This window comes from Halomonas sp. SL18_1, from assembly GCF_055755715.1.
This window is the reverse complement of sequence record NZ_JBVTRK010000001.1, coordinates 3716642-3743388: the sequence shown is the minus strand read 5'-3', so window position 1 is coordinate 3743388 and position 26747 is coordinate 3716642. Positions and strand designations below refer to the sequence as shown.

Here is a 26747-nt window from a genome sequence, read left to right as displayed (position 1 = left end):
GGGGAGGAGTCATGTATGCGTTTACTACTGCTGAATGGCAACGCCAATACCGCGATGACAGAGCAGATGGCCAAGCGTGCCCGTGAGCGGCTTGGCGCGAATGTCGAAGTGGTGGCCGAAACTGCGACCGACAGTGTTGCCTATATCGGTTCACGCCGCGAGTGTGCTTTGGCCGGAGCTGCCATAGTGACGCTGGTCGAGCGCCACCTCGCTGCGGAGGACAGGCCTTTCGATGCCATCCTGCTGGCCTGCTTTGGTGAGCCGGGCATCTCCGCGGTGCGTGAAATCAGTCCCGTGCCGGTCGTCGGGATGCTTGAGGCTTCGCTATTGACCGCTGTGCAGTTGGGGAGCCGCTTTTCGATTATCACCCCGGGGGTCCGCTGGCCTCGGATGATAGATGATGTGCTGCATGACCTAGGTTTGTCTCGCCGTTGCCTGGGGGTCGATGCGATTGTGATCGATGATCTGACGCTACCGCGCCAGCGGGACGAGGCGGCTCGACGGCTCTTCGCCACGCTCGGTTCCCAGGAGGAGCGACTCTCCCGGACGTCATCATTATCGGTGGGGCGGCGTTCACCGGGCTGGCAGACAGCCATGGGTCTGTAGGGAGCGGCCAACTGCTGGACTGCTTTGATGCCGCGGTCATGCAGTGCCAGGCGCTGATGCAGCTGACATGGCGGATGCCTGCTTGAACACCCTTTTGCCCTTGCAACCGAGGTGGATACAGCTTAAGTTGTCATTGTATACACTAGGTGTTGTCATGACCTTGCCCCTCGGGGCCATCATGTGACACTTATTAACAGATAGAACAACAAGGAGAGGTGCGATGAGCGTTGCCAGCATCCATGACTACCCCCGCGATCTGGTCGGCTACGGCCGCACGCCTCCCCATGCCAACTGGCCCGGCCGGGCGAAGATCGCCGTGCAGTTCGTGCTCAACTACGAAGAGGGCGGCGAAAACTGCGTGCTGCACGGCGATGAAGGCTCCGAGCAGTTCCTGTCCGAGATCATCGGCGCGCCGGCCTTTCCCGCCCGCCACCTGAGCATGGAATCGATCTATGAGTACGGCTCCCGGGTAGGGGTGTGGCGCATCCTGCGCGAGTTCGAGCGGCGCGGCCTGCCGTTGACCGTGTTCGGCGTGGCCATGGCGCTTGAGCGCCATCCGGAAGTGGCCCACGCCTTCAAGGAACTGGGCCACGAGATCGCCTGCCACGGCTACCGCTGGATCCACTACCAGGAGGTGCCGGAGCACGTCGAGCGCGAACACCTGCAGCGGGCCATGGAGATCTTCCAGCGCCTCTACGGCGAGAAGCCGCTGGGCTGGTACACCGGCCGCGACAGCCCCAACACCCGCCGGCTGGTGCTCGACGAGGGCGGCTTTCTTTACGACAGTGACTACTATGGCGACGACCTGCCGTTCTGGACCCGCGAGGCCGACAGTCAGGGGGTCGAGCACGACCACCTCATCGTGCCCTATACCCTGGACAGCAACGACATGCGCTTCGCCGCGCCCCAGGGCTTCAATACCGCCGACCACTTCTTCAGCTACCTGCGCGACGCCTTCGACGTCCTCTATGCGGAGGGTGAGGAGTCACCCAAGATGCTCTCGGTGGGCATGCACTGCCGGCTGCTGGGGCGTCCAGGCCGGTTCCGCGCCCTGCAGCGCTTCCTCGACCATATCGAGGCCCACGATCGGGTGTGGGTCACCCGCCGCGTGGATATCGCTCGCCACTGGGCCGAGCACCACCCCGCCCCGGCGCGCAGAGGCACATAGCTCGCCTATCCCGGCGAAGTCTTTTGAGCTGCCGCTGCCCGAAGCGAGAGGCGCCGGGGACAGGTCGAAGAGGGGGTCCTATGCCAGGGATGGCATCGGTAGCGCCCAGGGAGGGGTTCACAGCGCCCCCTCGTAGACCTGTCGCCGGAACTGCCTCGAGCGATGTCTGCCATGGGCACGGCTTTCGGCCGTACACTAATTCAGGATACCCCATGAAATCACGCACCTACTACGCTCCCCACGGCGGTCATCCGCCCAGACCCAGCTGCTCTCCGACAGGGCGGTGTTCACCGAGGCCTATGCGGTGATTCCCAAGGGGGTCTTCGGCGATATCGTTACCAGCAACCTGCCATTCTGGGAGGAGACCCGGCTGTGGGTGCTGGCGCGCCCGCTGTCGGGCTTCGCCGAGACCTTCTGCCAGTACATCATGGAGGTCGCGCCCGGTGGCGGCAGCGAGAAGCCCGAGCTCGACCCCGCCGCCGAAGGGGTACTGTTCGTGGTCGAGGGCGAGATGACCCTGACCCTCGCCAGCGAGCGTCATCACATGACCCCGGGCGGCTATGCCTTCCTGCCGCCGGGCAGCCACTGGCAGCTGCGCAACGAGTCGGATGCCCCGGTGCGCTTTCACTGGGTGCGCAAGGCGTACGAGTTCGTCGAGGGCATCGAGGTGCCGGAGGCCTTCGTCACCAACGAGAACGAGATCGCCCCGACGCCGATGCCCGACACCGACGAGCGCTGGGCGACCACGCGCTTCGTCGACCCCGCCGATGTGCGCCACGATATGCACGTCAATATCGTCACCTTCCAGCCCGGTGCGGTGATCCCCTTCGATGAGACCCACGTCATGGAGCACGGCCTCTACGTGCTGGAGGGCAAGGCGGTCTACCACCTCAACCAGGACTGGGTGGAGGTCGAGGCCGGCGACTTCATGTGGCTGCGCGCCTTCTGCCCGCAGGCCTGCTATGCCGGCGGCCCGGGGCCGTTCCGCTACCTGCTCTATAAGGACGTCAATCGCCACCCGGCGCTGTGGCTGGGTGGCCGCTAGGAGATCGTCATGCTGGAACTGAAAGCCGAGCCGCTGACGCCGGAGGCCTTCGCCCCCTTCGGCGACGTCATCGATACGCGAATCGCCGACTCCTTTCCGATCAACGCCGGACGCACCCGGCGCTACCACGACCTGGCCAGGGTGGAGACCCTGGGCGAGGAGGCGAGGGCGCTGATCAGCATCTTCGTCAGCCAGCCGGTGGAGGTGCCGCTGGAGCTCGACTTCCTGGAGCGCCATCCCCAGGGCAGCCAGGCCTTCATGCCGCTGCATGAGGAGCGTTTCCTGGTGGTCGTCGCGCCGCCGGGGGACGAGATTGATCCGGCCGCGGTGCGCGCCTTCGTCACCGACGGCCGCCAGGGCGTCAACTACCGCGCCGGCACCTGGCACGCCATCCAGTCGGTGCTGGAGCGGGAAGGGGAGTTCCTGGTGGTGGACCGGGGCGGGGCCGGCAACAACTGCGACGAGCATCCGCTGGCCATCCGGGTGACCCTGGGCTGAGCCTTCGCTCCCTTTTTGCCATGCCCAAGTTGCTGATAGCGCTTGGGCTTTTTTGTCGACAAGGATTTTTGTGAAAATGTTTTCCAGAAATCTTGACGGCGCTTCGCTGGCGGCCTAGTCTCTGTATACAGAAATATTTTCCAAAAATATTAGCAGGCCCCTCACCGGAGGAATCAACATGGCTCGTATGACCGCAGCTGAAGCCGCCATCCACGTGCTCAAGAAAGAAGGCATCGACGTTGCCTTCGGCGTGCCCGGCGCCGCCATCAACCCCTTCTATGCCGCCATGCGTAAGGTCGGCGGCGTCGACCACGTGCTGGCCCGCCATGTCGAGGGCGCCTCGCACATGGCCGAGGGCTACACCCGCACCCATGCTGGCAACATCGGCGTGTGCATCGGCACCTCCGGGCCTGCCGGTACCGACATGATCACCGGGCTCTACTCGGCCAGCGCCGACTCCATCCCGATCCTGTGCATCACCGGCCAGGCGCCGCGTGCCAAGCTGCACAAGGAGGACTTCCAGGCGGTCAACATCCAGGAGATTGCCGGGCCGGTCACCAAGTGGGCGATCACCGTGCTGGAGCCGGCCCAGGTGCCACGCGCTTTTCAGCAGGCCTTCCAACTGATGCGCAGCTCGCGTCCGGGGCCGGTGCTGATCGACCTGCCCATCGACGTGCAGATGAGCGAGATCGAGTTCGACCCGGACACCTACGAGCCGCTGCCGGCCTACAAGCCCAGCGCCTCACGGGCCCAGATCGAAAAGGCCATCGCCATGCTCGAGGAGGCCGACAAGCCGCTTCTCGTCGCTGGTGGGGGGTGATCAACGCCGATGCGAGCGAGCTGCTCACCGAGTTCGCCGAGCTCACCGGGGTGCCGGTTATTCCCACCCTGATGGGCTGGGGCTCGATCCCCGACGATCATCCGCTGATGGCGGGCATGGTGGGGCTGCAGACCTCCCACCGCTACGGCAACGCCACCCTGCTGGCCTCGGACTTCGTGATGGGCATCGGCAACCGCTGGGCCAATCGCCACACCGGCAATCTCGAGTCCTACACCGAGGGGCGCAAGTTCGTTCACGTGGACATCGAGCCGACCCAAATCGGGCGCATCTTCGGCCCCGACTACGGCATCGTCTCCGATGCCAAGGCCGCCCTGATGCTGTTCGTGGAAGTCGCCCGGGAGCTCAAGGCCGCCGGCAAGCTGAAGGACCGCTCCGCCTGGGCCGAGGAGTGCCAGGAGCGCAAGCGCACCCTGCTGCGCAAGACCCACTTCGACGACGTGCCGGTCAAGCCCCAGCGCGTCTACGAGGAGATGAACAAGGCATTCGGAAAGAACACCCGCTATATCAGCACCATCGGGCTGTCGCAGATCGCCGGTGCCCAGTTCCTGCACGTCTACAAGCCGCGCCACTGGATCAACTGCGGCCAGGCCGGCCCGCTGGGCTGGACCATTCCGGCGGCGCTCGGCGTGCGGCGTGCCGACCCGGAGGCGGAGATCGTCGCCCTCTCCGGCGACTACGATTTCCAGTTCATGATCGAGGAGCTGGCCGCCGGCGCCCAGTTCAAGCTGCCCTATATCCACGTGCTGGTGAACAACTCCTACCTGGGGCTGATTCGCCAGGCCCAGCGCGGCTTCGACATGGACTACTGCGTGCAGCTCTCCTTCGAGAACGTCAACTGCCCGGAGATCAACGACTACGGCGTCGATCATATCTCCGTGGTGGAGGGACTGGGCTGCAAGGCGCTGCGTGTCACCCGGCCCGAGGACATCGCGCCGGCCTTCGCCGAGGCCCGCGAGCTGATGGCCCAGTACCGCGTGCCGGTGGTGGTCGAGATCATCCTCGAGCGGGTGACCAACATCGCCATGGGCACCGACCTGGGCGGCGTCAATGAGTTCGAGGCCCTGGCGGAAAACGCCGAGGATGCCCCGACCTCCATCGCCGCTCTTGTGTAAACCAGCACTAAGCCAAGGGGCGCTGGGGACAGGCCGTAGAGGAGGTCCGATTCCAGGGAAGGAATCGGTAGCGTACAGGGATGTATTTACAGCGCCTCCTCGCAGGCCTGTCGCCAGACAAGCCCCGTTACAACAGAAGCGACCCAGAGGAGTTCCACATGCCAAAGTTTGCCGCCAACCTCAGCATGCTGTTTACCGAGGTGGATTTCCTCGACCGCTTCGAGGCCGCCGCCAAGGCCGGCTTCCGGGGCGTCGAGTACCTCTTCCCGTATGACGTCGAGGCCCCCGAGATCAAGCGGCGCCTGGACGACAACGGCCTGACCCAGGTGCTGTTCAACCTGCCGGCGGGCGACTGGGGCGCCGGCGAGCGCGGGATCGCCTGTCACCCGGATCGCGTGGAAGAGTTCCGCGCCGGCGTCGACAAGGCGATCGAGTACGCCAAGGTGCTGGGCAACACCCAGGTCAACTGCCTGGCCGGCATCCAGCCGGACGGCGTCAGCGACGACCAGGCCCGCCAGACCCTGGTGGAGAACCTGCGCTTCGCCGCCGAAAAGCTCGAGGCCGCCGGCATCCGGCTGATCGCCGAGCCCATCAACACCCGCGATATCCCCGGCTTCTTCCTCAACCGCACCGAGCAGGCGCTGGCGATCTTCGACGAAGTCGGAAGCCGTAACCTCGCGCTGCAGTACGACATCTATCACATGCAGATCATGGAAGGGGATCTGGCCCCGACCATCGAGAAGCACCTGGCGCGGATCGCCCACGTGCAGCTCGCCGATAACCCGGGCCGCCACGAGCCGGGCACCGGAGAGATCAACTACCCGTTCCTGTTCGCCCATCTGGATCGTCTCGGCTACGACGGCTGGATCGGCTGCGAGTACAAGCCCAAGACCGCCACCGTGGAAGGCCTGGGCTGGCTGGATCAAGCGCGCGGCTGAAGAATGCTGCAGCCCCCTTAGCGAGGGGCGCCGGGGCAGGCCGAAGAGGAGGTCCGATTCCAGGGAAGGAATCGGTAGCGCCCAGGGAGGGGTCCACAGCGCCTCCTCGCAGGCCTGCCGACGGATCAGCCCCGAGCGGTGACGTCATCCGTGGCAGCCGGCGCATAAGGCTGCAACGACAAAGACAAGCTGGAAGGAGAATCATCATGAGCAAGATCGGTTTTATTGGCCTGGGTATCATGGGCCGCCCCATGGCAGGGCACCTGCTGGACGCCGGCCATACGCTGTCCACCGTCAAGCGCGGCACCCTGGACGAGACGCTGGCCAGCAAGGGCATGCAGGAGCTCGACAATCCCAAGGCGGTGGCCGAGGCCTCCGAGATCATCATCACCATGGTGCCGGACACGCCGGATGTGGAAGAGGTGCTGTTCGGTGAGGGCGGCGTCATCGAGGGCCTCAAGCCGGGCACCCTGGTGATCGACATGAGCTCCATCGCCCCCATCGCCACCCAGGGCTTCGCCAAGCGCATCGTGGAAGCCGGCGGTGAATACGTTGATGCCCCGGTCTCCGGCGGCGAAGGCGGCGCCATCAATGCCGCCCTGACCATCATGGTGGGTGCCACCGAGGAAGGCTTCACCCGTGCCAAGCCGGTGCTGGACGTGATGGGCAAGACCATCACCCATATCGGCGGCCACGGTGCCGGCCAGACCTGCAAGGTCGCCAACCAGATCGTCGTCGCTCTGACCATCGAGGCGGTGGCCGAAGGCCTGCTGTTCGCCTCCAAGGCCGGCGCCGATGTCGCCAAGGTGCGCGAATCGCTGCTCGGCGGCCTGGCCCAGTCGAAGATCCTCGACGTTCACGGCGAGCGCATGATCCAGCGCACCTTCGATCCCGGCTTCAAGATCAAGCTGCACCAGAAGGACCTCAACCTGGCCCTGGAAGGGGCGCGCAACCTCGACCTGGCGCTGCCGGGCACCGCCAACGCCCAGCAGCTGTTCCAGGCCTGTGCCGCCCAGGGCGGGGCCGACTGGGACCACGCCGGCATCCTGCGGGCGCTCGAGTCGCTGGCCGATCACGAGGTCGGCAGCCGCTGAACCGATAATCCCCCCTTCCCTCAATGGCAGGCGTCGGGTCGTCGTCTGCCATGGCCACTGCATGTGGCCCTTTACCCGGCGGCGGGTATCCCCTGACGGAACCCCGCCCGTCGCCGGGCTTTTTTCTTCCTTATCCCGGCTGCTACCGTCGGTGGCGGATTGGCCCGCTGCGAGGAGTTCCCCATGAATGCCCAGACCTCTGTTCCTCCCTTTGACCCCGCGGTGGACGCCGGCGCCTGGCTCCGGCAGCTGGCCGACACCGCCGTCGCGGCGGTGCACCCCGATAGCCTGGTGGCCGACCAGCTGCCCGCGCCGCCCCCCGGACGCACCGTGGTGGTGGGCGCCGGCAAGGCGGCCGCGGCCATGGCGGCGGCCCTGGAGCGGGCCTGGCAGCAGCACTGCCCCCAGGCGCCGCTGTCGGGCCTGGTGGTGACCCGTTACGGTCACGGTCCTCAAGGTCAGAGCGCGTCCTGCGAGCGTATCGAGGTGCTGGAGGCCTCCCACCCGATGCCCGACGACCTCGGCGAGCAGGCCGCCCGGCGCATGCTCGAGGCGGTCGAGGGGCTGACCGAGGACGACCGGGTGATCGCCCTGATCTCCGGCGGCGGCTCGGCGCTGATGACGCTGCCGGCCGAGGGCATCACCCTGGCCGACAAGCAGGCCCTGAACCGCGAGCTGCTGCGCTGCGGTGCGCCGATCAGCCAGATCAATACCGTGCGGCGCCACCTCTCGGCGATCAAGGGGGGCCGGCTCGCCGCGGCGGCGCATCCCGCCCAGGTGGTGACCTGGCTGATCTCCGATGTCCCGGGCGACGAGGCGTCGCTGATCGCCTCCGGCCCTACCCTGCCGGATGCCACCACGCCGGCCGACGCCCTGGCCGTGCTGGCCCACTTCGGGATCGACATTCCTGACGGCGTGCGGCGCCATCTCGGCGAGGCGCCCCGGGCGCCGGCCCCGGAGGACCCCGAGTTCGCTCGCGACCGCAGCGTGATGCTGGCCCGGGCCAGCGATGCCCTGCAGGCCGCCCGCCAGGCCGCCGAGGCGGCGGGGATCGAGGTGCGGCTGCTCGGCGACGACCTGGAGGGCGAGGCCCGCGAGCTGGGGCGTGCCCAGGCGCGCCTGGCGCTGGCCGCGCGGGAGGCGATCACCGCCCCGCTGCTGATCCTGTCCGGCGGCGAGACCAGCGTGACCGTCAAGGGTGATGGGCGCGGCGGGCGCAACGTCGAGTACCTGCTGGGGCTCTTCGAGGCCCTCGAGGGTGCGGAAGGCATCCATGCCCTGGCCATCGACACCGACGGCATCGACGGCTCCGAGGACAATGCCGGGGCGCTGTTCTCCCCGGGTGATCGGCACCGCGCCGGCGAGCAAAGGCTTGACCCCCTCGAACACTTGTCACGCAATGACGCCTACACTTTCTTCCAGGGCCTGGAGCGCTTGATCGTCACCGGGCCGACCCGCACCAACGTCAACGACTTTCGTGCCATTCTGGTCTTGCCGAGGACATCATGACCCTTCCCCCCATGCTCCCATCCATGCCCCCATTCGCCGTACCAAGATCGTCGCCACCCTGGGACCCGCCAGCGACCGCGACGGCGTCCTCGAGGCGATGATCGCCGCCGGCGTCGACGTGGTGCGCCTCAACTTCTCCCACGGCGCCCCCGACGACCACCGCCAGCGCCTGGCCCGGGTCCGCGAGATCGCCGACCGCCTGGGCAAGAGCGTGGCCGCCCTGGGCGACCTGCAGGGGCCCAAGATCCGCATCGCCCGCTTCCGCGACGGCGCCGTTACCCTCCAGGAGGGCGCCCCCTTCATCCTCGATATGGCGCTCGATGGCGAGGCCGGCGACGACACCCGGGTGGGCTGCGACTACCAGGCGCTGGTCGACGACGTGGCCCCCGGCGACCGGCTGCTGCTCGACGACGGCCGCCTGGTACTCCAGGTCGAGCGCATCGCCGGCCGCGAGGTCCACACCACCGTCACGGTGGGCGGCAAGCTCTCCAACAACAAGGGCATCAACAAGCAGGGCGGCGGCCTCTCGGCCCCGGCACTCACCGACAAGGACCGCGAGGACCTGGCGACCGCCGTGGAGATCGGCGTGGACTACCTGGCGGTGTCGTTTCCGCGCTCTGCCGCCGACATGGCCGAAGCCCGGGCGCTGCTCGGCGAGGCCGGGAAGGAGATCGGCCTGGTGGCCAAGCTGGAGCGCGCCGAGGCGGTGGCCGACGACGCCACCCTGGACGCCATCATCGAGGCCAGCGAGGCGGTGATGGTGGCCCGCGGCGATCTCGGCGTGGAGATCGGCGACGAGAAGCTGATCGGCACCCAGAAGCGCATCATCAAGCGCGCCCGCGCCCTCAACCGGGCGGTGATCACCGCCACCCAGATGATGGAGTCGATGATCGAATCCCCCTGCCCACCCGGGCCGAGGTGTTCGACGTGGCCAACGCCGTGCTCGACGCCACCGACGCGGTGATGCTCTCCGCCGAGACCGCCGCCGGCGACTTCCCGGTGGAGACCATCGAGGCGATGAACCGGGTCTGCCTGGGCGCCGAGCGGGAGCGGGTCGCCCAGGCCTCGGGCCACCGCATCCACGAGGGCTTCTCCCAGGTGGACGAGACCATTGCGCTCTCCGCCATGTACGCCGCCAACCACCTCCAGGGCGTGGCGGCCATCGCCTGCATGACCGCCACCGGCTACACGCCGCTGATCGCCTCGCGGATTCGCTCGGGGCTGCCCATCGTCGGCCTGGCCCACAGTCCCATCGCCCAGCGGCGCATGGCGCTCTATCGCGGGGTGGTCTCGCTGCCCTTCGACACCAGCGAGATGGCCCCCACCGAGCTCAACGCCCGGGCCCTGGCGCTGCTGGTCGAGCAGGGCGTGGCCGAGCCGGGGGATCGTGTCATCCTGACCCGCGGCGATCACATGAACGCCCACGGCGGCACCAATACCCTGAAGATCCTTCAGGTGTAAGCGCGACGCGGCCTGCACATTCCTGGCCCGAGCGATTATTGTATACAATAGTGACTCAGGCTGTGGCCATTGGGCAGAAAACATGCGATGGTAGCGTGGGACACAGGCCGCTAGCGAAGGGGGCAGCATGAGCCATGCCTGGCAGGACGATGTGCAGGCCGCCGTCAGGGCGGGAGGGCGCATCAACGACCGATTCATCGTCGACAAGGTGCGCAAGGCGGTATTGATGCAGCGATTGCCGCCGGGAACGCGGCTGCCCGAGGTGGCGCTTGGCGAGATCTTCGGCGTCAGCCGCTCGGTGGTGCGCAAGGCACTGACCCGGCTCGCCGCCGACCACGTGGTCACCCAACAGCCCAACCAGGTGGCCCGGGTGCGCGCGCCGAGCATCGACGAGACCCGGGAGACCTTCGACGCCCGCCGGCTGGTGGAGGGCGAGGTGGTCGCCCTGCTGGCCGGTCGCCTCGATGCCGATCAGCTGGCGGATATCGAAACGCTGGTGGAGCGCGAGGCCGCCGCCTACGCCGCGGGCGACGAGCCGGCGCGCATCGAGCACTCCCTGGCGCTGCACCACCGGCTCGCCGAGCTGTCGCCCAACCGAGTGCTGGGCGCCATGCTCACCGACCTGATCCTGCGGACCTCCATCGTCATCGCCCTCTACAAACGCTCTGGGCTCACCAGCTGCTACCTGGCGCCGGACCATCCGGCGCTGCTTACCCACCTGCGCAGCGGCGACGGCGAAGCGGCCCGGCACTGCATCCAGGATCATCTCCAGGCGCTGGAGAACCTGCTCGACCTCAGCGTGCGCGATGCCAGCATCGACCTGATGGCGATCCTGGGCCAGCGGGAGAGCGTGACCTCCTGAGAGGGCGTTTACAGAAGGGCCGCAGGGCGCCCATGCCGGGAGGTACCTCCCATGGCCGGCTTTACCCGCCCGGAGCCCTGGATGACAATGCCGAACGTTATCCTTCTGGTCGATAGGTAGTCCTTCGATGAATTCACTCTCACGCTGGGTGCTGGCCGCCTGCCTGGCACTGGGCCTTAGCCCTGCCTTGGCGTCACCCCCTACTGTGGCCGCCGCCTCCGACCTGCAGTTCGCCCTTGCTGAGGCCGCCGAGCGCTTCGAGGCCGAGACCGGCAGGTCGCTACGCCTCAACTTCGGCTCTTCCGGCAATTTCCGCCGCCAGATTGCCCAGGGCGCCCCCTTCGAGCTTTATCTCTCCGCCGACGAGGCCTATGTGCGGGCCCTGCACGACGAGGGCCACACCGAGGACGAGGGCGTGGTCTACGCGATCGGTCGGCTGGCCTGGCTCCAGCGCGCCGGCCGCGACGACCTGCCCGGGAGGACGCCCCCTGGCTGCGGTGCGCGAGGCGCTCGAGGCCCATGCCGCCGGCGAGGGCCGGCCGCGCCTGGCCCTGGCCAACCCCGAGCACGCCCCCTACGGCGTAGCTGCCAAACAGGCGCTCGAGCATGCCGGTCTGTGGGAGGCGACGGCGCCGCTGCGCGTTCTCGGCGAGAACGTCTCCCAGGCGGCCCAATTCGCGCTCTCCGACGACGCCCGGGGCGGCCTGGTGGCCTGGTCCCTGGCGCTGGCTCCACAGCTGGCCCAACGCAGCGACTTCGTGCTGATTCCCGAGGCGTGGCACGCGCCCCTGGTGCAGCGCATGGTGCTGGTCAAGGGGGCCGGCGAGACCGCCCGCGCCTTCTACGCCTGGCTGCAGCAGGAGGAGGCTCGCCAGATTCTCGCGCGCTACGGCTTTCGCCTGCCTGATGAGACCGAGCCGGCCGAGGCGCGATGATGGACTGGACGGCGCTGTCGGTATCGCTTCAGCTGGCCGCCTTGACCTGCCTGTTCCTGCTGCCGGTGGGGCTGTGGCTGGGCCGCAGCCTGGCTCGGGCACGCTTTCGCGGCAAGGCGCTGTGCGAGGCTCTGGTGGCGCTGCCGCTGGTGATGCCGCCCACCGTACTGGGCTTCTACCTGATGATGAGCTTCGGCCGGGAGGCGCCGTTCGGCGCCTTCTGGCACCGCCTGACCGGGGAGGGCCTGAACTTCACCTTCACCGGCATCCTGCTCGCCTCCCTGGTGGCCAATCTGCCCTTCGCCGTCCAGCCCATCCAGCGCGCCTTCGAGGCGATGCCGGCCAACCTCCGCGAGGCGGCCTGGTGTAGCGGGCTCTCGCCCTGGCAGACCTTCCTGCGTATCGAGCTGCCGCTGGTGTGGCCGGGGGTGATCTCGGCGCTGGCCCTGACCTTCGCCCATACCCTGGGGGAGTTCGGGGTGATCCTGATGGTGGGGGGTGCCATCGACGGCGAGACCCGTACCCTGGCCATCGCCATCTATGACCGGGTGCAGGCCTTCGATGAGGCCGGCGCCGGCATCATGTCGGCGATGCTGCTGCTGGTCTCCTTCCTGACCATCGGCGTGGTTTACGGCCTGGCGGGCCGACGGCGGTGGCGACGTGTCTGAGTCGCGTCGTCCCGTCACGCGAGCGACCGGGGGACGCCGCCCGCCGAGGTCGCCGCCGCCGGCAGCGGGGCGCTGACTGTCTCCCTCCACCAGTCCGGGCCTATTCCCCTGGCCGCCGACTTCCACTGTGCGGCCGGCGAGCTGCTGGCGCTGGTGGGGCCCTCCGGTAGCGGGAAGACCACGCTGCTGCGCGCCATCGCCGGTCTCTACCGGCCGGCCGGGGGGCGCATCGCCTGCGGCGACGCCACCTGGCTGGACCCGACCGGGGCGTTGCCCTGGGCCCCCAGCGGCGCCGGGTCGGTATCGTCTTTCAGGACTATGCGCTCTTTCCCCATCTGACCGCCCGCGACAACGTCAAGGTGGCGCTGGGCCATCTCGATGCCGCCGCCCGGGACGCCTGCGCCGAGCGCTGGCTTCACCGGGTGCGCCTGGAAGGGCTCAGCCGGCGCTATCCGTCCGAGCTCTCCGGCGGCCAGCGTCAGCGGGTGGCGCTGGCCCGGGCCCTGGCCCGGGAGCCCCGGGTGCTGCTGCTCGACGAGCCCTTCTCCGCGGTGGACCAGGTGACCCGGCGGCGCCTGCAGCGCGAGCTGGCGCTGCTGCGCGAGGAGATTGCGATTCCCATCGTGCTGGTGACCCACGACCTGGACGAAGCGGTGGCGCTGGCCGACCGGCTCTGCGTCCTGCACGGCGGGCGCAGCCTGCAGAGTGGCTCGCCCGAGACGCTGTTTCGCCACCCGGCCAGCGCCGAGGTGGCGCGGCTGCTGGACCGCCATAACGTCTTCGAGGGCGAAGTGGTGGAGGAGAACGGCGAGCGCCGGCTGCAGTGGGGGCCCTGGCGGCTGGAAGTGGCCGAGGGGCTGGAGGCCCTGTCGCCGGGGCAGCGGGTCGCCTGGTACCTGCCCGACTCCGACGTGGTGCTGCATCGCCGCGACCGCCCCTCCCGCGGTGAGCGGGAGAACCCGGTGACCGGGCGGGTGACCGAGATGGTGGTGCTCGGCGGCATGACCTCGATCACCCTGGCCTTCGACCACGGTCGTGAGTCCCTGCGCTTCGATATCGCCACCCATGCGGCGCGGCGCAACGGCCTGGCCCGCGGCGCCACTGCCCAGGTCTCGCTGCTGGCCGGTGGCATTCACCTGATGCCGGAGGCACCCCTTCCATGAAAGCGAATTGGCGGCGCTGCCTGCTCGCCTCACCGGTGCAGCGGCTGGGGGTAATCCTGCTGGCGGCCTGGACGGCGATGTGGCTCAGCGGACACTGGCCGCCTGTGGACGCCTCGCCGCGGCCGGTGAGCTTCGAGACGGCGCCCCTGACCATTGCCGCCGGCTCGCAGGTGCATCATCTCGAGGTGGAGCTGGCGCGCATCCTCGCCCAGCGTCAGTTCGGACTGATGGATCGCGATCATCTGGACGAGCGGGCGGGCATGCTGTTCCTCTACGACCGTCCCCAGTCCCCCGCAGCGGCTTCTGGATGTATCGCACCCGCATCCCGCTGGATATCGCCTTCATCGATGCCCGCGGGCGCATCGCGGCCATCGAGACCATGCAGCCCTGCCGGTCGGACAGCCCCGCCGACTGCCCGGCCACCCTGGCCGGCGTCACCTACGTGGCCGCACTGGAGGTCAATGCCGGCTTCTTCGCCGAGCACGGCATCGGGCTTGGCGACTGCGTCGTGTGGCCGGGGCGCCCACCCGGCTGCGGGGCCGTCGATTAAGGCGGGTCCGACAGCTCGGCGCGGGCTTCCATTCAACGCCCGACTTCGGGGATGATCGCAGCGTGGCATCATGCATTACACCTAAAAACGATGAACGCGGCCGGCCCTCGCGCCGGCCCCCTGCTGCAAAGGACACGTCATGACAGCTGCTAGTCGACTGACCCGTGTTGCCGCGGCCCTGGCCGGTGCCGCGGTGCTCACCGCCTCGCTCTCGGCCCAGGCCCGCGAGCTCTCCGTTTCCACCGTGCTCTCCGACGCCTTCCCCTGGGGCAGGCCGCCGAAAAATGGGCGGAACTGGTCGAGGAGCGCACCGATGGGGAGCTGACCCTGCGGGTCTATCCCAACTCTCAACTGGTGGCCGGGGACCAGACCCGCGAGTTTTCCGCCATGCGCTCCGGTCTGATCGACATGGCCATCGGCTCGACCATCAACTGGTCGCCCCAGGTGCCGGAGCTCAATCTCTTCTCGCTGCCGTTCTTCATGCCCGACGAGGCGGCGGTGGACGCCGTGACCGGTGGCGAGGCCGGCGAGATGATCTTCGACGCCATCGAGTCCCGCGGCGTGATTCCGCTGGCCTGGGGGGAAATGGCTTTCGTCAGCTCTCCAACTCTCGGGGCCCGATCAGCGAGCCCGCCGACCTGGACGGCCTGAAGATCCGCGTGGTGGGCTCGCCGCTGTTCCAGGACACCTTCAACGCCCTGGGCGCCGATCCTACCCAGATGAGCTGGACCGATGCCCAGCCGGCCCTGACCACCGGCGCCGTGGACGGCCAGGAGAACCCGCTGTCGGTCTTCGACGTGGCGCGCATCGATCAGGTGGGACAGGAGTATCTGACCCTGTGGAACTACATGAACGATCCGCTGATCTTCGCCGTCAACCAGCGGGTCTGGGACTCGCTCTCCGAGGAGCACCGCGAGATCCTGCGCGAGACCGCCCTCGAGGCCGGTCAGTGGGAGATCACCATGACCCGCGAGGAGGAGAGCGAGCGGCTGGCCGATATCCAGGCGCGGGGCGTGGAGGTCACCGAGCTCACCGAAGCGCAGCACAGCGCCTTCGTCAGCGCCACCGCCAGCGTCCATGAGAAGTGGGTTCCGCGCATCGGTCAGGAGCTCGTCGACACCGCGCGCGAGGCCATCGAAGCGCGCTGATCACTCCCTGGTACCCGCCGGCCCCACCCGGGGCCGGCCCGCTTCTCATGAGGCGCTCATGAAACCCTCACCCGATGCCCGGCCGGAGCGCTGGCTGGGGGCCCTGGCGCTGGCGATCATCTCGCTGATCAGCCTGGGCAACGTCATCACTCGCTATGTCACCGGCGGCTCGTTGGCCTTCACCGAGGAGTTTTCGGTGTTTCTGCTGGTGGTGCTGACCTTCGCCGGTGCCTCGGTGGCCGCGCGCCGCAATGGCCATATCCGCATCGGCCTGCTGGAGCGGGCCCTGCCGTCCGCGCCCAGGAAGGCGCTGATCCTGTTCCAGTGGCTGTGTGGCACCACCGTGCTCGGTCTGATCACCTGGTTCGGCGCCAAGCTGACCTGGGAAGAGTACCAGTGGGAGTCGCTGTCGCCGGGGCTGGGGCTGCCGCAGTGGTGGTACCTGATCTGGCTGCCGCTGCTTGCCGCGGCGATGCTGGTGCGGCTGACCCAGCAGACCCGCGACCGCCTGGCCGGGAGGCTCGACGATGAGCCCTGATCTGTGGATGATCCTGGCCTTCGCCGGCCTGCTGATCGCCGGCGTGCCGGTGGCCTTCTCGCTGGCCATGGCCGGGGCGGTGGGCATCGTGGCGGGGCTCACGCCGGAGATGCTGGCCACGCTGGGCACCAACACCTACAACAGTATCGCCAAGTACCCGCTGATCGCGATTCCGCTGTTCATCATGACCGGTCTGATCTTCGAGCGCGCCGGGGTCGCGCTGCGTCTGGTGCGCTTCGCCCAGGCGCTGATCGGGCCGCGCCACGGCGGTCTGGCGCTGGTGGCGGTGCTGGTCTGCATGATCATGGGCGGGATGAGCGGCTCCGGCCCGGCGGACGCCGCGGCGGTGGCCATGGTGATGCTGCCGAGCATGACCAAGGCGGGCTATCCCCGGCCCTTTTCGGCCACGCTGATCGCCGCCTCCGCGTCCACCGCCATCCTGATCCCGCCTTCGGTGGCGCTGATTCTCTACTCCATCGTGGTCCCCGGGGTCGACCTGCGCGCGCTCTTCGCCGCCGGGCTCTTTCCCGGCATCCTGGCCGGCCTGGCGCTGCTGGTGCCGGCGCTGCTGGTGTCGAAGCGCTACGGCTGGGAAGGCGGCACGCCGGTGGCGGAGGCGGAACGGCTCAAGGTAGGCGAGACCTTCAAGCAGGCGCTGCCGGCGCTGTTCGCCCCGGTGCTGATTCTCGGCGGGCTGCGCTCGGGGCTCTTCACGCCCACCGAGGCGGCCGTGGTGGCGGTGGCCTACGGCGCCCTGGTGGGGCTCTTCCTGACCCGCGAGATCGGCCTCAAGGACCTCTGGGGGCTGTTTGGCGAGGCGGCAGTGATCTCCGGGGTGGTGATGCTGATCATCGCCCTGGCCGGCATCTTCGCCTGGGCCGGCACCATGCTCGGCACCTTCCGCCACCTGGCCGAGTGGATCATCGGGCTCTCCGACAGCGGGGTGCTGCTGTTGATCCTGATCATGCTGGCGGTGCTGCTGGCGGGCATGCTGCTGGACGCCATCTCCATCTACCTGATCATGATGCCGATCCTGATTCCGGTGATGCAGCATTTTGGTTGGAACCCGGTATGGTTCGGTATCCTGCTGGTGATGAACATCGCCATCGGCCAGTTCACGCCACCGGTGGCGGTCAACCTGATGGTCACCACCGAGATTGCCAAGATCCGGCTGGAGCAGACCGTCGGCTGGGCGCTGCTGTTCGTGGCCGCCATGGCCGGTGCCCTGGCGCTGGTGGCAATCTTCCCCGAGATTGCGCTGTGGCTGCCCAGGACCCTGGGCTACAACGTCTAGCCTGTCGATCACTCGCTCGCCTCCCCGGCATATCGCCCCCATCCTGGCCTGGCGGTTGATACCGCCAGGCCGGTACTCCTTCGGCCCGCTGCCGGTGCCACCGCCGATGCCTGGCCGCCTTTGTTGGCGATTTCCTACACGGCTGTCCGTGAAATGTCACAGATACGCACTCCCATGACTGGTATTTTGACCGCCCGATAATGCGCGATGGCTTGCCAGTTCCCACTGTTATCGCGTTCTTCTCCAGTCGCAGGGAGGCGACAACATGGCCGATTCCACCGGACTCCAGTTCACCCTGAGCCTCGCCGGCATCCCCGGCCTGGCGGTGGTCGACTTCACCCATCGCGAGCGGCTCTCCGCCCCCTTCGAGCTCAGGGTCACCCTGGCCAGCCGCGACCCCGACCTCGGCCCCGCCGAGGTGCTCGAGCGCAACGCCACCCTGGTCGTCTGGGAGGACGGCGAGCCGCTGCGCCACCTCCACGGCGTGGTCAGCGAGTTCGGTCGCGGCGACCGCGGCCACCGCCGCACCTTCTACACCCTGGTCATCCGCCCGGCGCTGTGGCGCCTCGGCCTGCGCCACAACTCGCGGATCTTCCAGGACGTCCCGCCCCAGGACATCCTCGCCACCCTGTGCGACGAGCGCGGCCTGACCGACGTGGCCTTCGCCCTGACCCGCGAGCCTGAGGAGCGCGAGTACTGCGTGCAGTACCGCGAGAGCGACCTGGCCTTTCTCCAGCGCCTGGCCGCCGAGGAGGGGCTGGTCTACTTCCATGAGTTCGAGCCCGCGGTCGGCGGCGCCCATCGGCTGATCTTCGCCGACGCGCCGGTGCTGCTGCCCCACCTGGGCGAGCGTACCTACCACGGCCGCGCCGGCGGCACCCCGCCGCGCCGCCATGTGCGCAAGCTCACCCAGGTCTCGCGGGTGCGCCCGGCGGCGGTGACGCTCAAGGACTACACCTTCAAGAACCCGGCCTACGACCAGCTCCACGAGCATGTTGCAGAGGGGCTGGGCGAGCATGGCCAGCGTGGCGTGGTTGATAGAGAGTACGAGCACTTCGACTACCCTGGCCGCTACAAGGCGGATGCCTCGGGGGTGCCCTTCACCCGGGTGCGGCTGGAAGCGCTGCGCGCCGAGGCCAATACCGCCGAGGCCGAGAGCGACCTGCCGGAGCTGGCCCCGGGTACCCGCTTCACCCTCACCGATCACGATATCGCCGCCCTCAACCGCGACTGGCAGGTGGTCGAGGTGGTGCATCATGGCGAGCAGCCCCAGGCCCTGGAGGAGGATGGCGTCGCCCAGGGGGAGGCGGCTGGCCAGGGCCAGATGACCCGCTATTATAACGAGCTGGTGCTGGCCCCCGCCGAGCGCGTCTGGCGTCCCGCGCCGCCCGTCCGGCCGCGGGTCGACGGCCCGCAGGTGGCCGTCGTGGTCGGCCCCGAGGGCGAGGAGATCCACTGCGACGAACACGGCCGGGTCAAGGTGCAGTTCCCCTGGGACCGCTACGCCGAGCCCGATACCGCCGGGGCTGGCGGCGAAGCCGCTGAAAGAGGGGCCAGTGCCTGGATTCGGGTCAGCCAGGACTGGGCCGGCGGCGGCTACGGCGCCATGGCCATTCCGCGCATCGGCCACGAGGTGATCGTCTCCTTCCTGGAGGGCGACCCGGACCAGCCGCTTATCACCGGGCGCACCTACCACGCGGTCAACACCCCGCCCTATGCGCTGCCCGCGCACAAGACCCGCACCGTGCTGCGCACCCAGAGCCACAAGGCGGAAGGCTTCAACGAGCTGCGCTTCGAGGATGCCACCGACGCCGAGCAGATCTGGCTGCACGCCCAGAAGGACCTGGAGCTGCTGACCCTCAACGACCGCACCGAGACCATCCGCCGCGACAGCCACCTCGCCGTCGAGCGCCACCGCCTCGGCGAGATCCACGGCGACGACCACCTCACCGTGCATGGCCAGCGCCACACCCAGGTGAAGGGCGATGACCACCTGCGGGTCGACCAGACCCGCCACGAGCACTATGGCACGGCCCAGCGGGTGGAGGCCGGCGAGGAGATTCACCACCAGGCCGGCACCCAGGTGGTGATGGAGGCCGGCGCCGAACTGACCCTGGCCGCCGGCGGCAGCTTTATCAAGCTCGACGGCGCCGGGGTGACCATCGTCGGCAGCCAGGTGCGCATCAACTCCGGCGGCAGCCCCGGGCGGGGCCGCGGCCAGGCCGTGGTGCTGCCGCGCCTGCCCGGCGAGGCCACCCCGGAGACCAGCGAGGACGTGACCCTCGCGCCTCACCAGACGCCATTGTTGGAAAGCGAGATCGTCGCCGCCACGCCGCTGGACCTGGACGCGGTGGATATCGCCGACGGCCTGGCCGACCGCTGCAGCGCCTGCGCGCCCGCCGTGGGCAGCCCGGTCAACCCGCTGCTCGGCGCCAAGCTGCTGCCCGCCGAGACCGACATCGCCCTGCCGGCGCCGCGGCCCTTCGTGTTCAGCCGCGGGTATCTCTCCTGCAATGCGCGCATCGGCGTACTGGGCCAGGGCTGGTCGGTGCCCGGCGAGGGCCTGTCGCTCAGCCTGCGCGACGACGCCTGCGTGATCCACGACGCCCAGGGCCGCGATATCACCTTCGGGCCCCTGGCCCCGGGCCAGGCGCGCCACTCGCCCACCGAGCAGCTCTGGCTTCGCCGTGGGGGGAGTGCCCCGGCAGACGATAAGGCCGAGCAAGATCAGGGGGAGAACGCGAGTGTTCGCTGGCAGGCCCTCGACGAGGCACTGCGTACCGACCCCGAGCGGATCGTGCTTAGCGATGCCGGTGGCCTCTACTATGTCTTCGCGCCTTCCGTATCAGCCGAGAATGGCGATAGCCCTTCCGGCAAGTGGCAGCTGATCCAGGAGCGGGACCGCAATGGCTATGCCACCACCTATACCTGGGAGGCCGACCTGCTGGTGCGGGTCGAGGACAGCGCCGGGCGTCACTACCGCTTCGACTATGACGCGCTGCTGCCCGAAAGCGACGCGGACCGCGGCCAGCGCCTGATGGGCGTCAAGCTGATCCAGGAGCACGACGGCAGCGCCCAGGACGCGTGGCTGGTGCGCTACTCCTATAGCCCCGCCGGCGACCTGATCGCCGTGCGCCACCGCCATGGCGAGGTGGTCCGCGAGTTCGAGTGGCAGGCGCATATGCTCGTCGCCCACCGGGAGCCCGGCGGCCTCGAGGCCCACTACACCTGGGATCGCCACGCCCCCGATGGCCGGGTGATCGGCCAGCAGGAGGCCGGCGGCCTGGCGCGCGCCTACGCCTACCATCCCGATCACACCCGCGTCACCGATAGCCTCGGCCGCGAGGAGCGCTACCACTTCGTCGGCGCCGGCCCCGGCCAGCGCTGGACGGCGCATACCCGCGCCGACGGCTCACGCATCGAGTTCCGCTACGACCGCGCCGGACACCAGATCGCCACCCTCGACCCGCTGGGCCGCGAGAGTGAGCTCGAACGCGACGAGGCGGGGCAGATCATCGCCCAGACCGCCCCGGACGGCAGCCGCTGGACCATCGAGCGCGATGCCCTGGGCCTACCGGTGCGTCTCGAAGGGCCTGACGACCAGCACTGGCAGATCGAGCGCAACCCCCTTGGTCACCCGGTTGAAATTACCGGCCCCGAGGGCACCACCACCCTGGCCTACGAGGATCCGCGCCTGCCCGACCGCCCCACCGCCGTCACCGATGCGCAGGGCGCCACCCGGCGCCTCGAATGGAACGCCCTGGGCCAGCTGGCGGCCGAGACCGACTGCTCCGAGCGGCGCACCAGCTACGCCCATGACGCCCGCGGCCATCTGGCCAGCGTCACCAACGCCTTGGGTGAGACCACCCGCACCCCCATGACGTCATGGGCCGGCGCCAGTCCACCCAGTTGCCCGACGGCAGCCACTGGCACCACCACCACGACGCCCAGGGGCGCCCGGTGGAACAGGAGGGCCCCCAAGGCTACCGTCAGCAGTGGTTCTACGACGAGCACGGCCGCCCCGCCCAGCGGATCGACGCCGACGGCAGCCACACCACCCTGGCCTATGATGAGGCCGGGCGCCTCGGCGAGCTGACCCTGGGCAATGGCGCGGTCTATCGCTTCGCCTATGACGTGATGGATCGCCTGATCAGCGAGACCGGCCCCGACGGCCGCGAGCAGCGCTACGCCTATGATGCCGCCGGCCAGCTGGTCGAACGCAGGGAAGTCCACCGCCCGGGCCCCGATGGCCAGCCGCTGGTCACCCGTTATGAGTACGACGCCAATGGCCGGCTGATCGCCCGCCACCTGCCCGAGACCGACGCCACCCCGGCCAGCACGGAGCGCTACCACTGGCGCGCCGATAGCCAGCTGGCCGGCGCCGAGAATGCCCATGGCGAGGTCACGTTCGTCTTCGACGAGGCGGGGCGGCCAAGCGGTGAACAGCAGCGGCATGCCGGCTTAGAAGGAGATAGCGGTTGGCAGTGGCAACACCAGCATCAACTCACCGCCACCGGCGCACCCCAGGCCAGCCGCTTCGGCGACCTGCCCGAGCTGAGCTGGCTGACCTACGGCAGCGGCCACCTGCACGGCCTGCTGGCCAGCGAGCTCGGCCTGGAGATCGCCCTGGAACCCGATGCCCTGCACCGCGAAACCCGGCGCCGTCTGCACAGTGCCGATCACGCCCAACCGCTGATTCTGGAGCGTGGCTATACCGCCCTTGGCCAGATCGCCCACCTCAGCCTGGGCGGCTCAGGCCATGGCGCCGAGCAACACTACCAGTACGACGCCCTGGGGCGGATGACCTTCCGCACCCAGCAGGCCCAAGGCCAGGCCAGCACCATCGCCTACACTTACGACCCGGCCGGGCGACTGATCGCCAGCCAGCACGGCGACCACGCCCACCGCTACCCGGTGGACGCCGCCGGCAATCGCCTGGACGGCACCGCCAGTGTGCAAGTCGATAACCGCCTCGCCCAGCTCGACGGCAGCCGCTACCGCCACGACGGCGCCGGCAACCTGATCGAGCGCGAGGCCCCCAACGGCGAACGCCTGACCCTGGGCTACGACGGCGCCAACCGTTTGGTGCACCTCACCCACACCAGCGCCTACGGCCATACCCGCGAGGCCCACTACCGCTACGACGCCCTCGGCCGGCGCATCGGCAAGACCGTGCGCCACGCCAACGGCACCACCGCCACCCACCACTACGGCTGGGACGGCGACCGCCTGGTGCATGAAGAAACCGATCGCCAACGCACCACCGTGGTCTACGAACCCGGCACCTTCGTGCCCATGCTGAGAGTCGACCAAGCCGGCGATGGCGCAACGAAACGGATCGGCGCCTACATCACCGACGCCCTGGGCACCCCGCTGCGCCTGGTCACGCCCAGGGCGAGACCCTGTGGCAGGCCCAGCCCCACGACTGGGCCGCCGTCACCGACGAGCAAGGCAGCACCGCCCAGCCCATTCGTTTCCAGGGCCAGTGGCACGACGAAGAGAGCGGCCTCTACTACAACCGCCACCGCTACTACGACCCGCAGCAGGGAAGGTATATCAGCCAGGACCCGATAGGGCTGGCAGGGGGAGATAACCTTTACCAGTATGCCGCGGCCCCCAATATTGAGGTAGACCCTCTCGGGCTCAGGGGGTATATGGCCTTGGGGGTGGGCCTTATAGTCAATCGAACATGGTTAGGAGGGCAGCAGCCCGTCAAGAGCCAGCGAGTAAGACTGTAGCTGCTGGATTAGATGCTGGAGGTGAGGTGTTTGGTGGCGTGTTTGGCACTTCGCTGTCTTCAGGGGGGCAAGTTGATTCGGGCGGTAATTTATGTGCTGTAACAACAGCATGCATGAAGTTTGGGCTTGGTGCTTATGCAGGTGCAGGATTCACGGGTGGGGGTTCTATCAATGACACTGTAGAAACAGGAGTTTCAGAAAGCTGGGGGCTCTTTCTTCAAGGTGGTAGCGGTCTTGCTTCCGGTGCTTCGGTTAATTCTGGCGAGGGATCCTTAGGCACTGCAAAAGGCTTTTTTGGGGTGGGCTTAGGTGGAGCAGCAGGCGTCCAGTTTTGCCGTATTTCTACAGTATGTGGAGAAGGAGAGGAAAGAAATGAATAAAGATTTAAAGGTAGTAGCCATATCGTTTGCAGTTATGATCGTGGGGGGGGGATGGTTGAGGTAGGCTTTGAAAGCACTGGAAAGTTCTTGGCTACTGCGGGCATCTTGACTGGAATAACCTTCATCTCTATAGGGGGGGTTAAATACTGGCTTGGAGATGGGGCAAGGAAAAAATAGTTATCAGGAAGGGGGTGGAGATGGCCAAGATAAACCAATGGAGATAGCACTCTCTGAATCCCTGAATTCAACCAATAAGCGCAACACGGACGTTGCCCCATGCACCAACCACCAGGGAAGGCACTTCGCTGTCTTCCCTGGCGGTAGCGTGGCCGAACGGCCACCCCGCCAACGCCTTGAGGACATGATGTGTATCTCTTATCCCTGTTTCCTGCTTGACGCCGCCCTCACCGGCCACGCCGCTGGGAATGACCTTCCGGACCCAGCAGGGCCACGGCCAGGCCAGCACCATCGCCTACACTTACGACCCGGCCGGGCGACTGATCGCCAGCCAGCACGGCGACCACGCCCACCGCTACCCGGTGGACGCCGCCGGCAATCGCCTGGACGGCACCGCCAGTGTGCAAGTCGATAACCGCCTCGCCCAGCTCGACGGCAGCCGCTACCGCCATGACGGCGCCGGCAACCTGATCGAACGCGAGGCCCCCAACGGCGAGCGCCTGACCCTGGGCTACGATGGCGCCAACCGCCTGGTCACGCTCACCCACACCAGCGCCTACGGCCATACCCGCGAGGCCCACTACCGCTACGACGCCCTGGGCCGGCGCATCGGCAAGACCGTGCGCCAGGCCAACGGCACCACCGCCACCCACCACTACGGCTGGGACGGCGACCGCCTGGTCCATGAGGAAACCGACCATCAGCGCACCACCGTGGTCTATGAACCGTAAGCGCTCCACAAACCCCATCTTCTGCAACTGAATAGTGTCCATCAGACTGGTGTCACCCGATCCCAAGGAGGACACCATGACCGACCTGACATCGACACAGGCCTTCTGGCTGGGCCACCTGTTCCATGCCTCCTCTCGGCAACTGCCGCTGAGCGAGTACGCCGAAGAGCAAGGGCTGGAGCTGGCGTCATTGCTGGCGTGGGAGCAGCGTCTGGTGGTGCAGGATGTACCTGTGCCACCTCGTCATCGCCCGCAGCGTTTCGTCGCCGTGGAGGTGACGCCATGATTCGGCCGGACACGGGACTGCGCGTCTACCTGTGCCGCGAGCCGGTCGACATGCGCAAGCAGATCGATGGACTGGCCCTGCTGGTTCAGGAGGCCATGGAGCTCAATCCCTTCGAGGAGGCGGTCTTCGTATTCGGCAACCGTCAGCGCGACAAGGTGAAGCTGCTGTTCTGGGAGCGCAACGGCTTCGTGGTCTGGTACAAGCGCCTGGAGCGGGAGCGCTTCAAGTGGCCGGATCGGCTGGAGGGTGACACCGTCACGCTCTCGGGCCAAGAGCTGAACTGGCTTCTTGACGGCTATGATCTCAGCGCCATGCAGCCTCATAAGGCGTTGGATTTTCAGGCAGTTGGTTGACTTTTTTGCTGCCTCCGGTGGCGCTGCTTGGTAAAATATCGGCATGACTTCGTCGGCCTCTACGTCTTCCGCCAGCGTTTCCCAACTGCAGCGCCAAGTGCGTGCTCAGCAGGAGGAGATCGCGCGTCTCCATCAGCTGATGGAGAAGAAAGAGGCAGAGTGGGAAGCCGCCAAGGCGGCGCTGTTCGAGCAGTTCCGCCTGGCCATCGAGCGTCAGTTCGGTCCCTCCACCGAAAAGTACCGTGTCGCGCAGGGTGACCTTCTCATCAACGAGGCCGAAGCAGCGGTCGACGAGGAAGAGACCAGCGCCCAGGATGGCACGGCTGACGATGAGGTTGACGCACCGGCCGACCCCCATCAGCCGGCCAAACGCCGCACCCGTGGTGGCCGCGTGGCGCTACCGCCCGAACTGCCCCGCGTCGAGGTCGTCCATGAGCTCCCCGAGGATGCCCGGCATTGCCACCACGACGGCACCGGGCTTAAGGAGATCGGCAAAGAGATCAGCGAGGAGTTGCATGTGGTGCCGGCGCGGGTCGAGGTGATCCGCCATGTGCGCCTCAAGTACGGCTGCCCCACCTGCGAGGAGGGCGTGCAGATCGCCCCGACGCCGGCCAAGCTGCTGCCGAAGAGTAACGCCAGCCCGACGTTGCTCGCCTATGTGGCCACCGCCAAGTACCAAGACGCCTTGCCGCTCTACCGGCAGAGCCAGATCTTTGCCCGACACGGCGCCGAGATACCGCGCAACACCCTGGCCCGCTGGATGGTCCAGGTGGGCGAGCGACTGATACCGCTGGTCGAGGCCCTGCGACAGCACCTATTACAGGCCCCGCTGATCCACATGGACGAGACCACGCTTCAGGTCAACGCCGAGGCGGATCGGCCGGCGAGCTCAACGTCCTACATGTGGTTGCAGCGCGGCGGCCCGCCTGGCCAACAGGTGGTGCTGTTCGACTATGACGCCAGCCGAGCCGGTCGGGTGCCCCTGCGCCTGCTGGGTGACTATGCCGGCCGCCTGGTCACCGATGGCTACGAGGGTTATGCCAAGGTGGTGCGAAAGAACGGCATCACCCATGCCGGCTGCTGGGCGCACGCCCGTCGCAAGTTCGTCGAGGCGCAGAAGGTGCAGCCCAAGGGCAAGACCGGCAAGGCTGACTGGGCGCTCAACCAGATCCGCAAGCTCTACGCCGTGGAGAAGCAGGCCAAGGGGATGGATCCCGAGGCACGCCAGGCGTTGCGTGAGCAGAAGAGCCGCCCGCTAATCACCCAGCTACGCACCTGGTTGGACAAGTCGCTGACGCAGGTGCTGCCGAAGAGCACTCTGGGCAAGGCCCTGCACTACCTGGATGGCCAGTGGCAGCGCCTGACGCGCTTCCTCGATGACGGGCTGATCCCGCTGGACAACAACGCAGCAGAAAATGCCATTCGCCCCTTCGTCGTTGGCCGCAAGAACTGGCTGTTCAGCCACACACCGAGCGGTGCCCAGGCCAGCGCGATGATCTACAGCCTGATCGAGACGGCCAAGGCCAACGGCCTCTCGCCCTACGAGTACCTGCAGTTCGTGTTCGAGACCCTGCCAACACTCGGCGAGGATGACGACCTCGGCATGCTGCTGCCCTGGCGCTGGAAAGACACTCTACCGGTCTAACCCGGAT

General features: G+C 67.8%; 21 protein-coding genes and 8 pseudogenes. All 29 read left to right on the top strand.

Going from position 1 to position 26747, the window contains the following annotated elements; translation table 11 throughout:
- The first annotated feature begins 15 nt into the window (after positions 1 to 15).
- The 29 genes and pseudogenes from ACSJDS_RS19050 to tnpC all read left to right on the top strand — a co-directional run bounded on the left by ACSJDS_RS19050 (position 16) and on the right by tnpC (position 26740).
- The gene (locus tag ACSJDS_RS19050) at positions 16 to 606 is read left to right on the top strand and encodes an aspartate/glutamate racemase family protein (RefSeq protein WP_473034600.1); all 591 of its coding nucleotides are present in this window, start codon (positions 16 to 18) and stop codon (positions 604 to 606) included.
- Positions 607 to 826: 220 nt separating this feature from the next.
- Positions 827 to 1774: an allantoinase PuuE gene (gene puuE, locus ACSJDS_RS19045; protein ID WP_473034599.1), complete on the top strand. Its 948-nt coding sequence runs from the start codon at positions 827 to 829 to the stop codon at positions 1772 to 1774.
- Positions 1775 to 1986: 212 nt separating this feature from the next.
- A pseudogene (locus ACSJDS_RS19040) lies at positions 1987 to 2819 on the top strand (bifunctional allantoicase/(S)-ureidoglycine aminohydrolase).
- Between the two features lie 9 nt (positions 2820 to 2828).
- On the top strand, positions 2829 to 3317 hold the full coding sequence (locus ACSJDS_RS19035; protein ID WP_473034598.1) for an ureidoglycolate lyase: 489 nt from the start codon (positions 2829 to 2831) through the stop codon (positions 3315 to 3317).
- Positions 3318 to 3495: 178 nt separating this feature from the next.
- Positions 3496 to 5270 (top strand): annotated as a pseudogene (gene gcl, locus ACSJDS_RS19030) (glyoxylate carboligase).
- A 158-nt stretch (positions 5271 to 5428) separates the two neighbouring features.
- A complete protein-coding gene (hyi, locus tag ACSJDS_RS19025; RefSeq protein ID WP_473034596.1) occupies positions 5429 to 6208 on the top strand; it encodes a hydroxypyruvate isomerase in 780 nt (259 codons plus the stop codon).
- Positions 6209 to 6414: 206 nt separating this feature from the next.
- A complete protein-coding gene (locus tag ACSJDS_RS19020; protein ID WP_473034595.1) occupies positions 6415 to 7302 on the top strand; it encodes a 2-hydroxy-3-oxopropionate reductase in 888 nt (295 codons plus the stop codon).
- 183 nt (positions 7303 to 7485) lie between these two features.
- Positions 7486 to 8811: a glycerate kinase type-2 family protein gene (locus tag ACSJDS_RS19015; protein WP_473034594.1), complete on the top strand. Its 1326-nt coding sequence runs from the start codon at positions 7486 to 7488 to the stop codon at positions 8809 to 8811.
- A 19-nt stretch (positions 8812 to 8830) separates the two neighbouring features.
- Positions 8831 to 10272 (top strand): annotated as a pseudogene (gene pyk, locus ACSJDS_RS19010) (pyruvate kinase).
- A 127-nt stretch (positions 10273 to 10399) separates the two neighbouring features.
- Positions 10400 to 11134, top strand: coding sequence for a GntR family transcriptional regulator (locus ACSJDS_RS19005; RefSeq protein ID WP_473034593.1), 735 nt, complete (start codon positions 10400 to 10402; stop codon positions 11132 to 11134).
- Positions 11135 to 11261: 127 nt separating this feature from the next.
- A pseudogene (locus tag ACSJDS_RS19000) lies at positions 11262 to 11537 on the top strand (substrate-binding domain-containing protein); the annotation flags it as partial.
- A 94-nt stretch (positions 11538 to 11631) separates the two neighbouring features.
- On the top strand, positions 11632 to 12069 hold the full coding sequence (modA, locus tag ACSJDS_RS18995; RefSeq protein WP_473034592.1) for a molybdate ABC transporter substrate-binding protein: 438 nt from the start codon (positions 11632 to 11634) through the stop codon (positions 12067 to 12069).
- Complete coding sequence (gene modB / locus ACSJDS_RS18990; RefSeq protein ID WP_473034591.1) at positions 12066 to 12737, top strand: molybdate ABC transporter permease subunit; 672 nt, start codon at positions 12066 to 12068, stop codon at positions 12735 to 12737. Before modA ends, modB begins: the two co-directional genes overlap by 4 nt.
- 153 nt (positions 12738 to 12890) lie before the next feature.
- Positions 12891 to 13076: an ATP-binding cassette domain-containing protein gene (locus ACSJDS_RS18985; RefSeq protein ID WP_473034590.1), complete on the top strand. Its 186-nt coding sequence runs from the start codon at positions 12891 to 12893 to the stop codon at positions 13074 to 13076.
- Positions 13013 to 13900 carry an ABC transporter ATP-binding protein gene (locus ACSJDS_RS18980; protein ID WP_473035078.1) on the top strand — a complete coding sequence of 296 codons (888 nt, stop codon included), beginning with the start codon at positions 13013 to 13015 and terminating at the stop codon, positions 13898 to 13900. The genes ACSJDS_RS18985 and ACSJDS_RS18980 overlap by 64 nt, the downstream gene beginning before the upstream one ends.
- Positions 13897 to 14139 (top strand): annotated as a pseudogene (locus ACSJDS_RS18975) (hypothetical protein); the annotation flags it as partial. The gene ACSJDS_RS18980 and the pseudogene ACSJDS_RS18975, both read left to right, overlap by 4 nt.
- 68 nt (positions 14140 to 14207) lie before the next feature.
- Positions 14208 to 14450: a DUF192 domain-containing protein gene (locus tag ACSJDS_RS18970; protein ID WP_473034589.1), complete on the top strand. Its 243-nt coding sequence runs from the start codon at positions 14208 to 14210 to the stop codon at positions 14448 to 14450.
- 139 nt (positions 14451 to 14589) lie between these two features.
- Positions 14590 to 15598, top strand: a pseudogene (locus tag ACSJDS_RS18965) (DctP family TRAP transporter solute-binding subunit).
- A 58-nt stretch (positions 15599 to 15656) separates the two neighbouring features.
- Complete coding sequence (locus ACSJDS_RS18960; protein ID WP_473034587.1) at positions 15657 to 16136, top strand: TRAP transporter small permease; 480 nt, start codon at positions 15657 to 15659, stop codon at positions 16134 to 16136.
- The gene (locus ACSJDS_RS18955; RefSeq protein ID WP_473034586.1) at positions 16126 to 17430 is read left to right on the top strand and encodes a TRAP transporter large permease; all 1305 of its coding nucleotides are present in this window, start codon (positions 16126 to 16128) and stop codon (positions 17428 to 17430) included. Before ACSJDS_RS18960 ends, ACSJDS_RS18955 begins: the two co-directional genes overlap by 11 nt.
- A gap of 265 nt (positions 17431 to 17695) precedes the next feature.
- A pseudogene (locus ACSJDS_RS18950) lies at positions 17696 to 19735 on the top strand (type VI secretion system Vgr family protein); the annotation flags it as partial.
- 45 nt (positions 19736 to 19780) lie between these two features.
- A pseudogene (locus tag ACSJDS_RS18945) lies at positions 19781 to 20047 on the top strand (DUF6531 domain-containing protein); the annotation flags it as partial.
- 1343 nt (positions 20048 to 21390) lie between these two features.
- A complete protein-coding gene (locus ACSJDS_RS18940) occupies positions 21391 to 23004 on the top strand; it encodes a hypothetical protein (protein ID WP_473034585.1) in 1614 nt (537 codons plus the stop codon).
- On the top strand, positions 22899 to 23168 hold the full coding sequence (locus ACSJDS_RS18935; RefSeq protein WP_473035077.1) for an RHS repeat-associated core domain-containing protein: 270 nt from the start codon (positions 22899 to 22901) through the stop codon (positions 23166 to 23168). Before ACSJDS_RS18940 ends, ACSJDS_RS18935 begins: the two co-directional genes overlap by 106 nt.
- Before the next feature lie 26 nt (positions 23169 to 23194).
- Positions 23195 to 23548 (top strand): hypothetical protein, encoded by a 354-nt coding sequence (locus ACSJDS_RS18930; protein WP_473034584.1) that lies wholly within the window; start codon positions 23195 to 23197, stop codon positions 23546 to 23548.
- Between the two features lie 425 nt (positions 23549 to 23973).
- Complete coding sequence (locus ACSJDS_RS18925; RefSeq protein ID WP_473034583.1) at positions 23974 to 24456, top strand: hypothetical protein; 483 nt, start codon at positions 23974 to 23976, stop codon at positions 24454 to 24456.
- A gap of 76 nt (positions 24457 to 24532) precedes the next feature.
- The gene (locus ACSJDS_RS18920; protein ID WP_473032531.1) at positions 24533 to 24742 is read left to right on the top strand and encodes a hypothetical protein; all 210 of its coding nucleotides are present in this window, start codon (positions 24533 to 24535) and stop codon (positions 24740 to 24742) included.
- Positions 24739 to 25095: an IS66 family insertion sequence element accessory protein TnpB gene (gene tnpB / locus ACSJDS_RS18915; RefSeq protein WP_027961197.1), complete on the top strand. Its 357-nt coding sequence runs from the start codon at positions 24739 to 24741 to the stop codon at positions 25093 to 25095. The genes ACSJDS_RS18920 and tnpB overlap by 4 nt, the downstream gene beginning before the upstream one ends.
- A 43-nt stretch (positions 25096 to 25138) precedes the next feature.
- Positions 25139 to 26740 carry an IS66 family transposase gene (tnpC, locus tag ACSJDS_RS18910; protein WP_473034173.1) on the top strand — a complete coding sequence of 534 codons (1602 nt, stop codon included), beginning with the start codon at positions 25139 to 25141 and terminating at the stop codon, positions 26738 to 26740.
- Positions 26741 to 26747: the final 7 nt, after the last annotated feature.

Excerpts from the sequence above, each read along its gene's own strand:
- ACSJDS_RS19050 (WP_473034600.1), top strand. The coding sequence starts at position 16 with ATGCGTTTACTACTGCTGAATGGCAACGCCAATACCGCGATGACAGAG.
- puuE (WP_473034599.1), top strand. The coding sequence starts at position 827 with ATGAGCGTTGCCAGCATCCATGACTACCCCCGCGATCTGGTCGGCTAC.
- ACSJDS_RS19035 (WP_473034598.1), top strand. The coding sequence starts at position 2,829 with ATGCTGGAACTGAAAGCCGAGCCGCTGACGCCGGAGGCCTTCGCCCCC.
- hyi (WP_473034596.1), top strand. The coding sequence starts at position 5,429 with ATGCCAAAGTTTGCCGCCAACCTCAGCATGCTGTTTACCGAGGTGGAT.
- ACSJDS_RS19020 (WP_473034595.1), top strand. The coding sequence starts at position 6,415 with ATGAGCAAGATCGGTTTTATTGGCCTGGGTATCATGGGCCGCCCCATG.
- ACSJDS_RS19015 (WP_473034594.1), top strand. The coding sequence starts at position 7,486 with ATGAATGCCCAGACCTCTGTTCCTCCCTTTGACCCCGCGGTGGACGCC.
- ACSJDS_RS19005 (WP_473034593.1), top strand. The coding sequence starts at position 10,400 with ATGAGCCATGCCTGGCAGGACGATGTGCAGGCCGCCGTCAGGGCGGGA.
- modB (WP_473034591.1), top strand. The coding sequence starts at position 12,066 with ATGATGGACTGGACGGCGCTGTCGGTATCGCTTCAGCTGGCCGCCTTG.
- ACSJDS_RS18970 (WP_473034589.1), top strand. The coding sequence starts at position 14,208 with ATGTATCGCACCCGCATCCCGCTGGATATCGCCTTCATCGATGCCCGC.
- ACSJDS_RS18960 (WP_473034587.1), top strand. The coding sequence starts at position 15,657 with ATGAAACCCTCACCCGATGCCCGGCCGGAGCGCTGGCTGGGGGCCCTG.
- ACSJDS_RS18955 (WP_473034586.1), top strand. The coding sequence starts at position 16,126 with ATGAGCCCTGATCTGTGGATGATCCTGGCCTTCGCCGGCCTGCTGATC.
- ACSJDS_RS18925 (WP_473034583.1), top strand. The coding sequence starts at position 23,974 with ATGACCTTCCGGACCCAGCAGGGCCACGGCCAGGCCAGCACCATCGCC.
- ACSJDS_RS18920 (WP_473032531.1), top strand. The coding sequence starts at position 24,533 with ATGACCGACCTGACATCGACACAGGCCTTCTGGCTGGGCCACCTGTTC.
- tnpB (WP_027961197.1), top strand. The coding sequence starts at position 24,739 with ATGATTCGGCCGGACACGGGACTGCGCGTCTACCTGTGCCGCGAGCCG.
- tnpC (WP_473034173.1), top strand. The coding sequence starts at position 25,139 with ATGACTTCGTCGGCCTCTACGTCTTCCGCCAGCGTTTCCCAACTGCAG.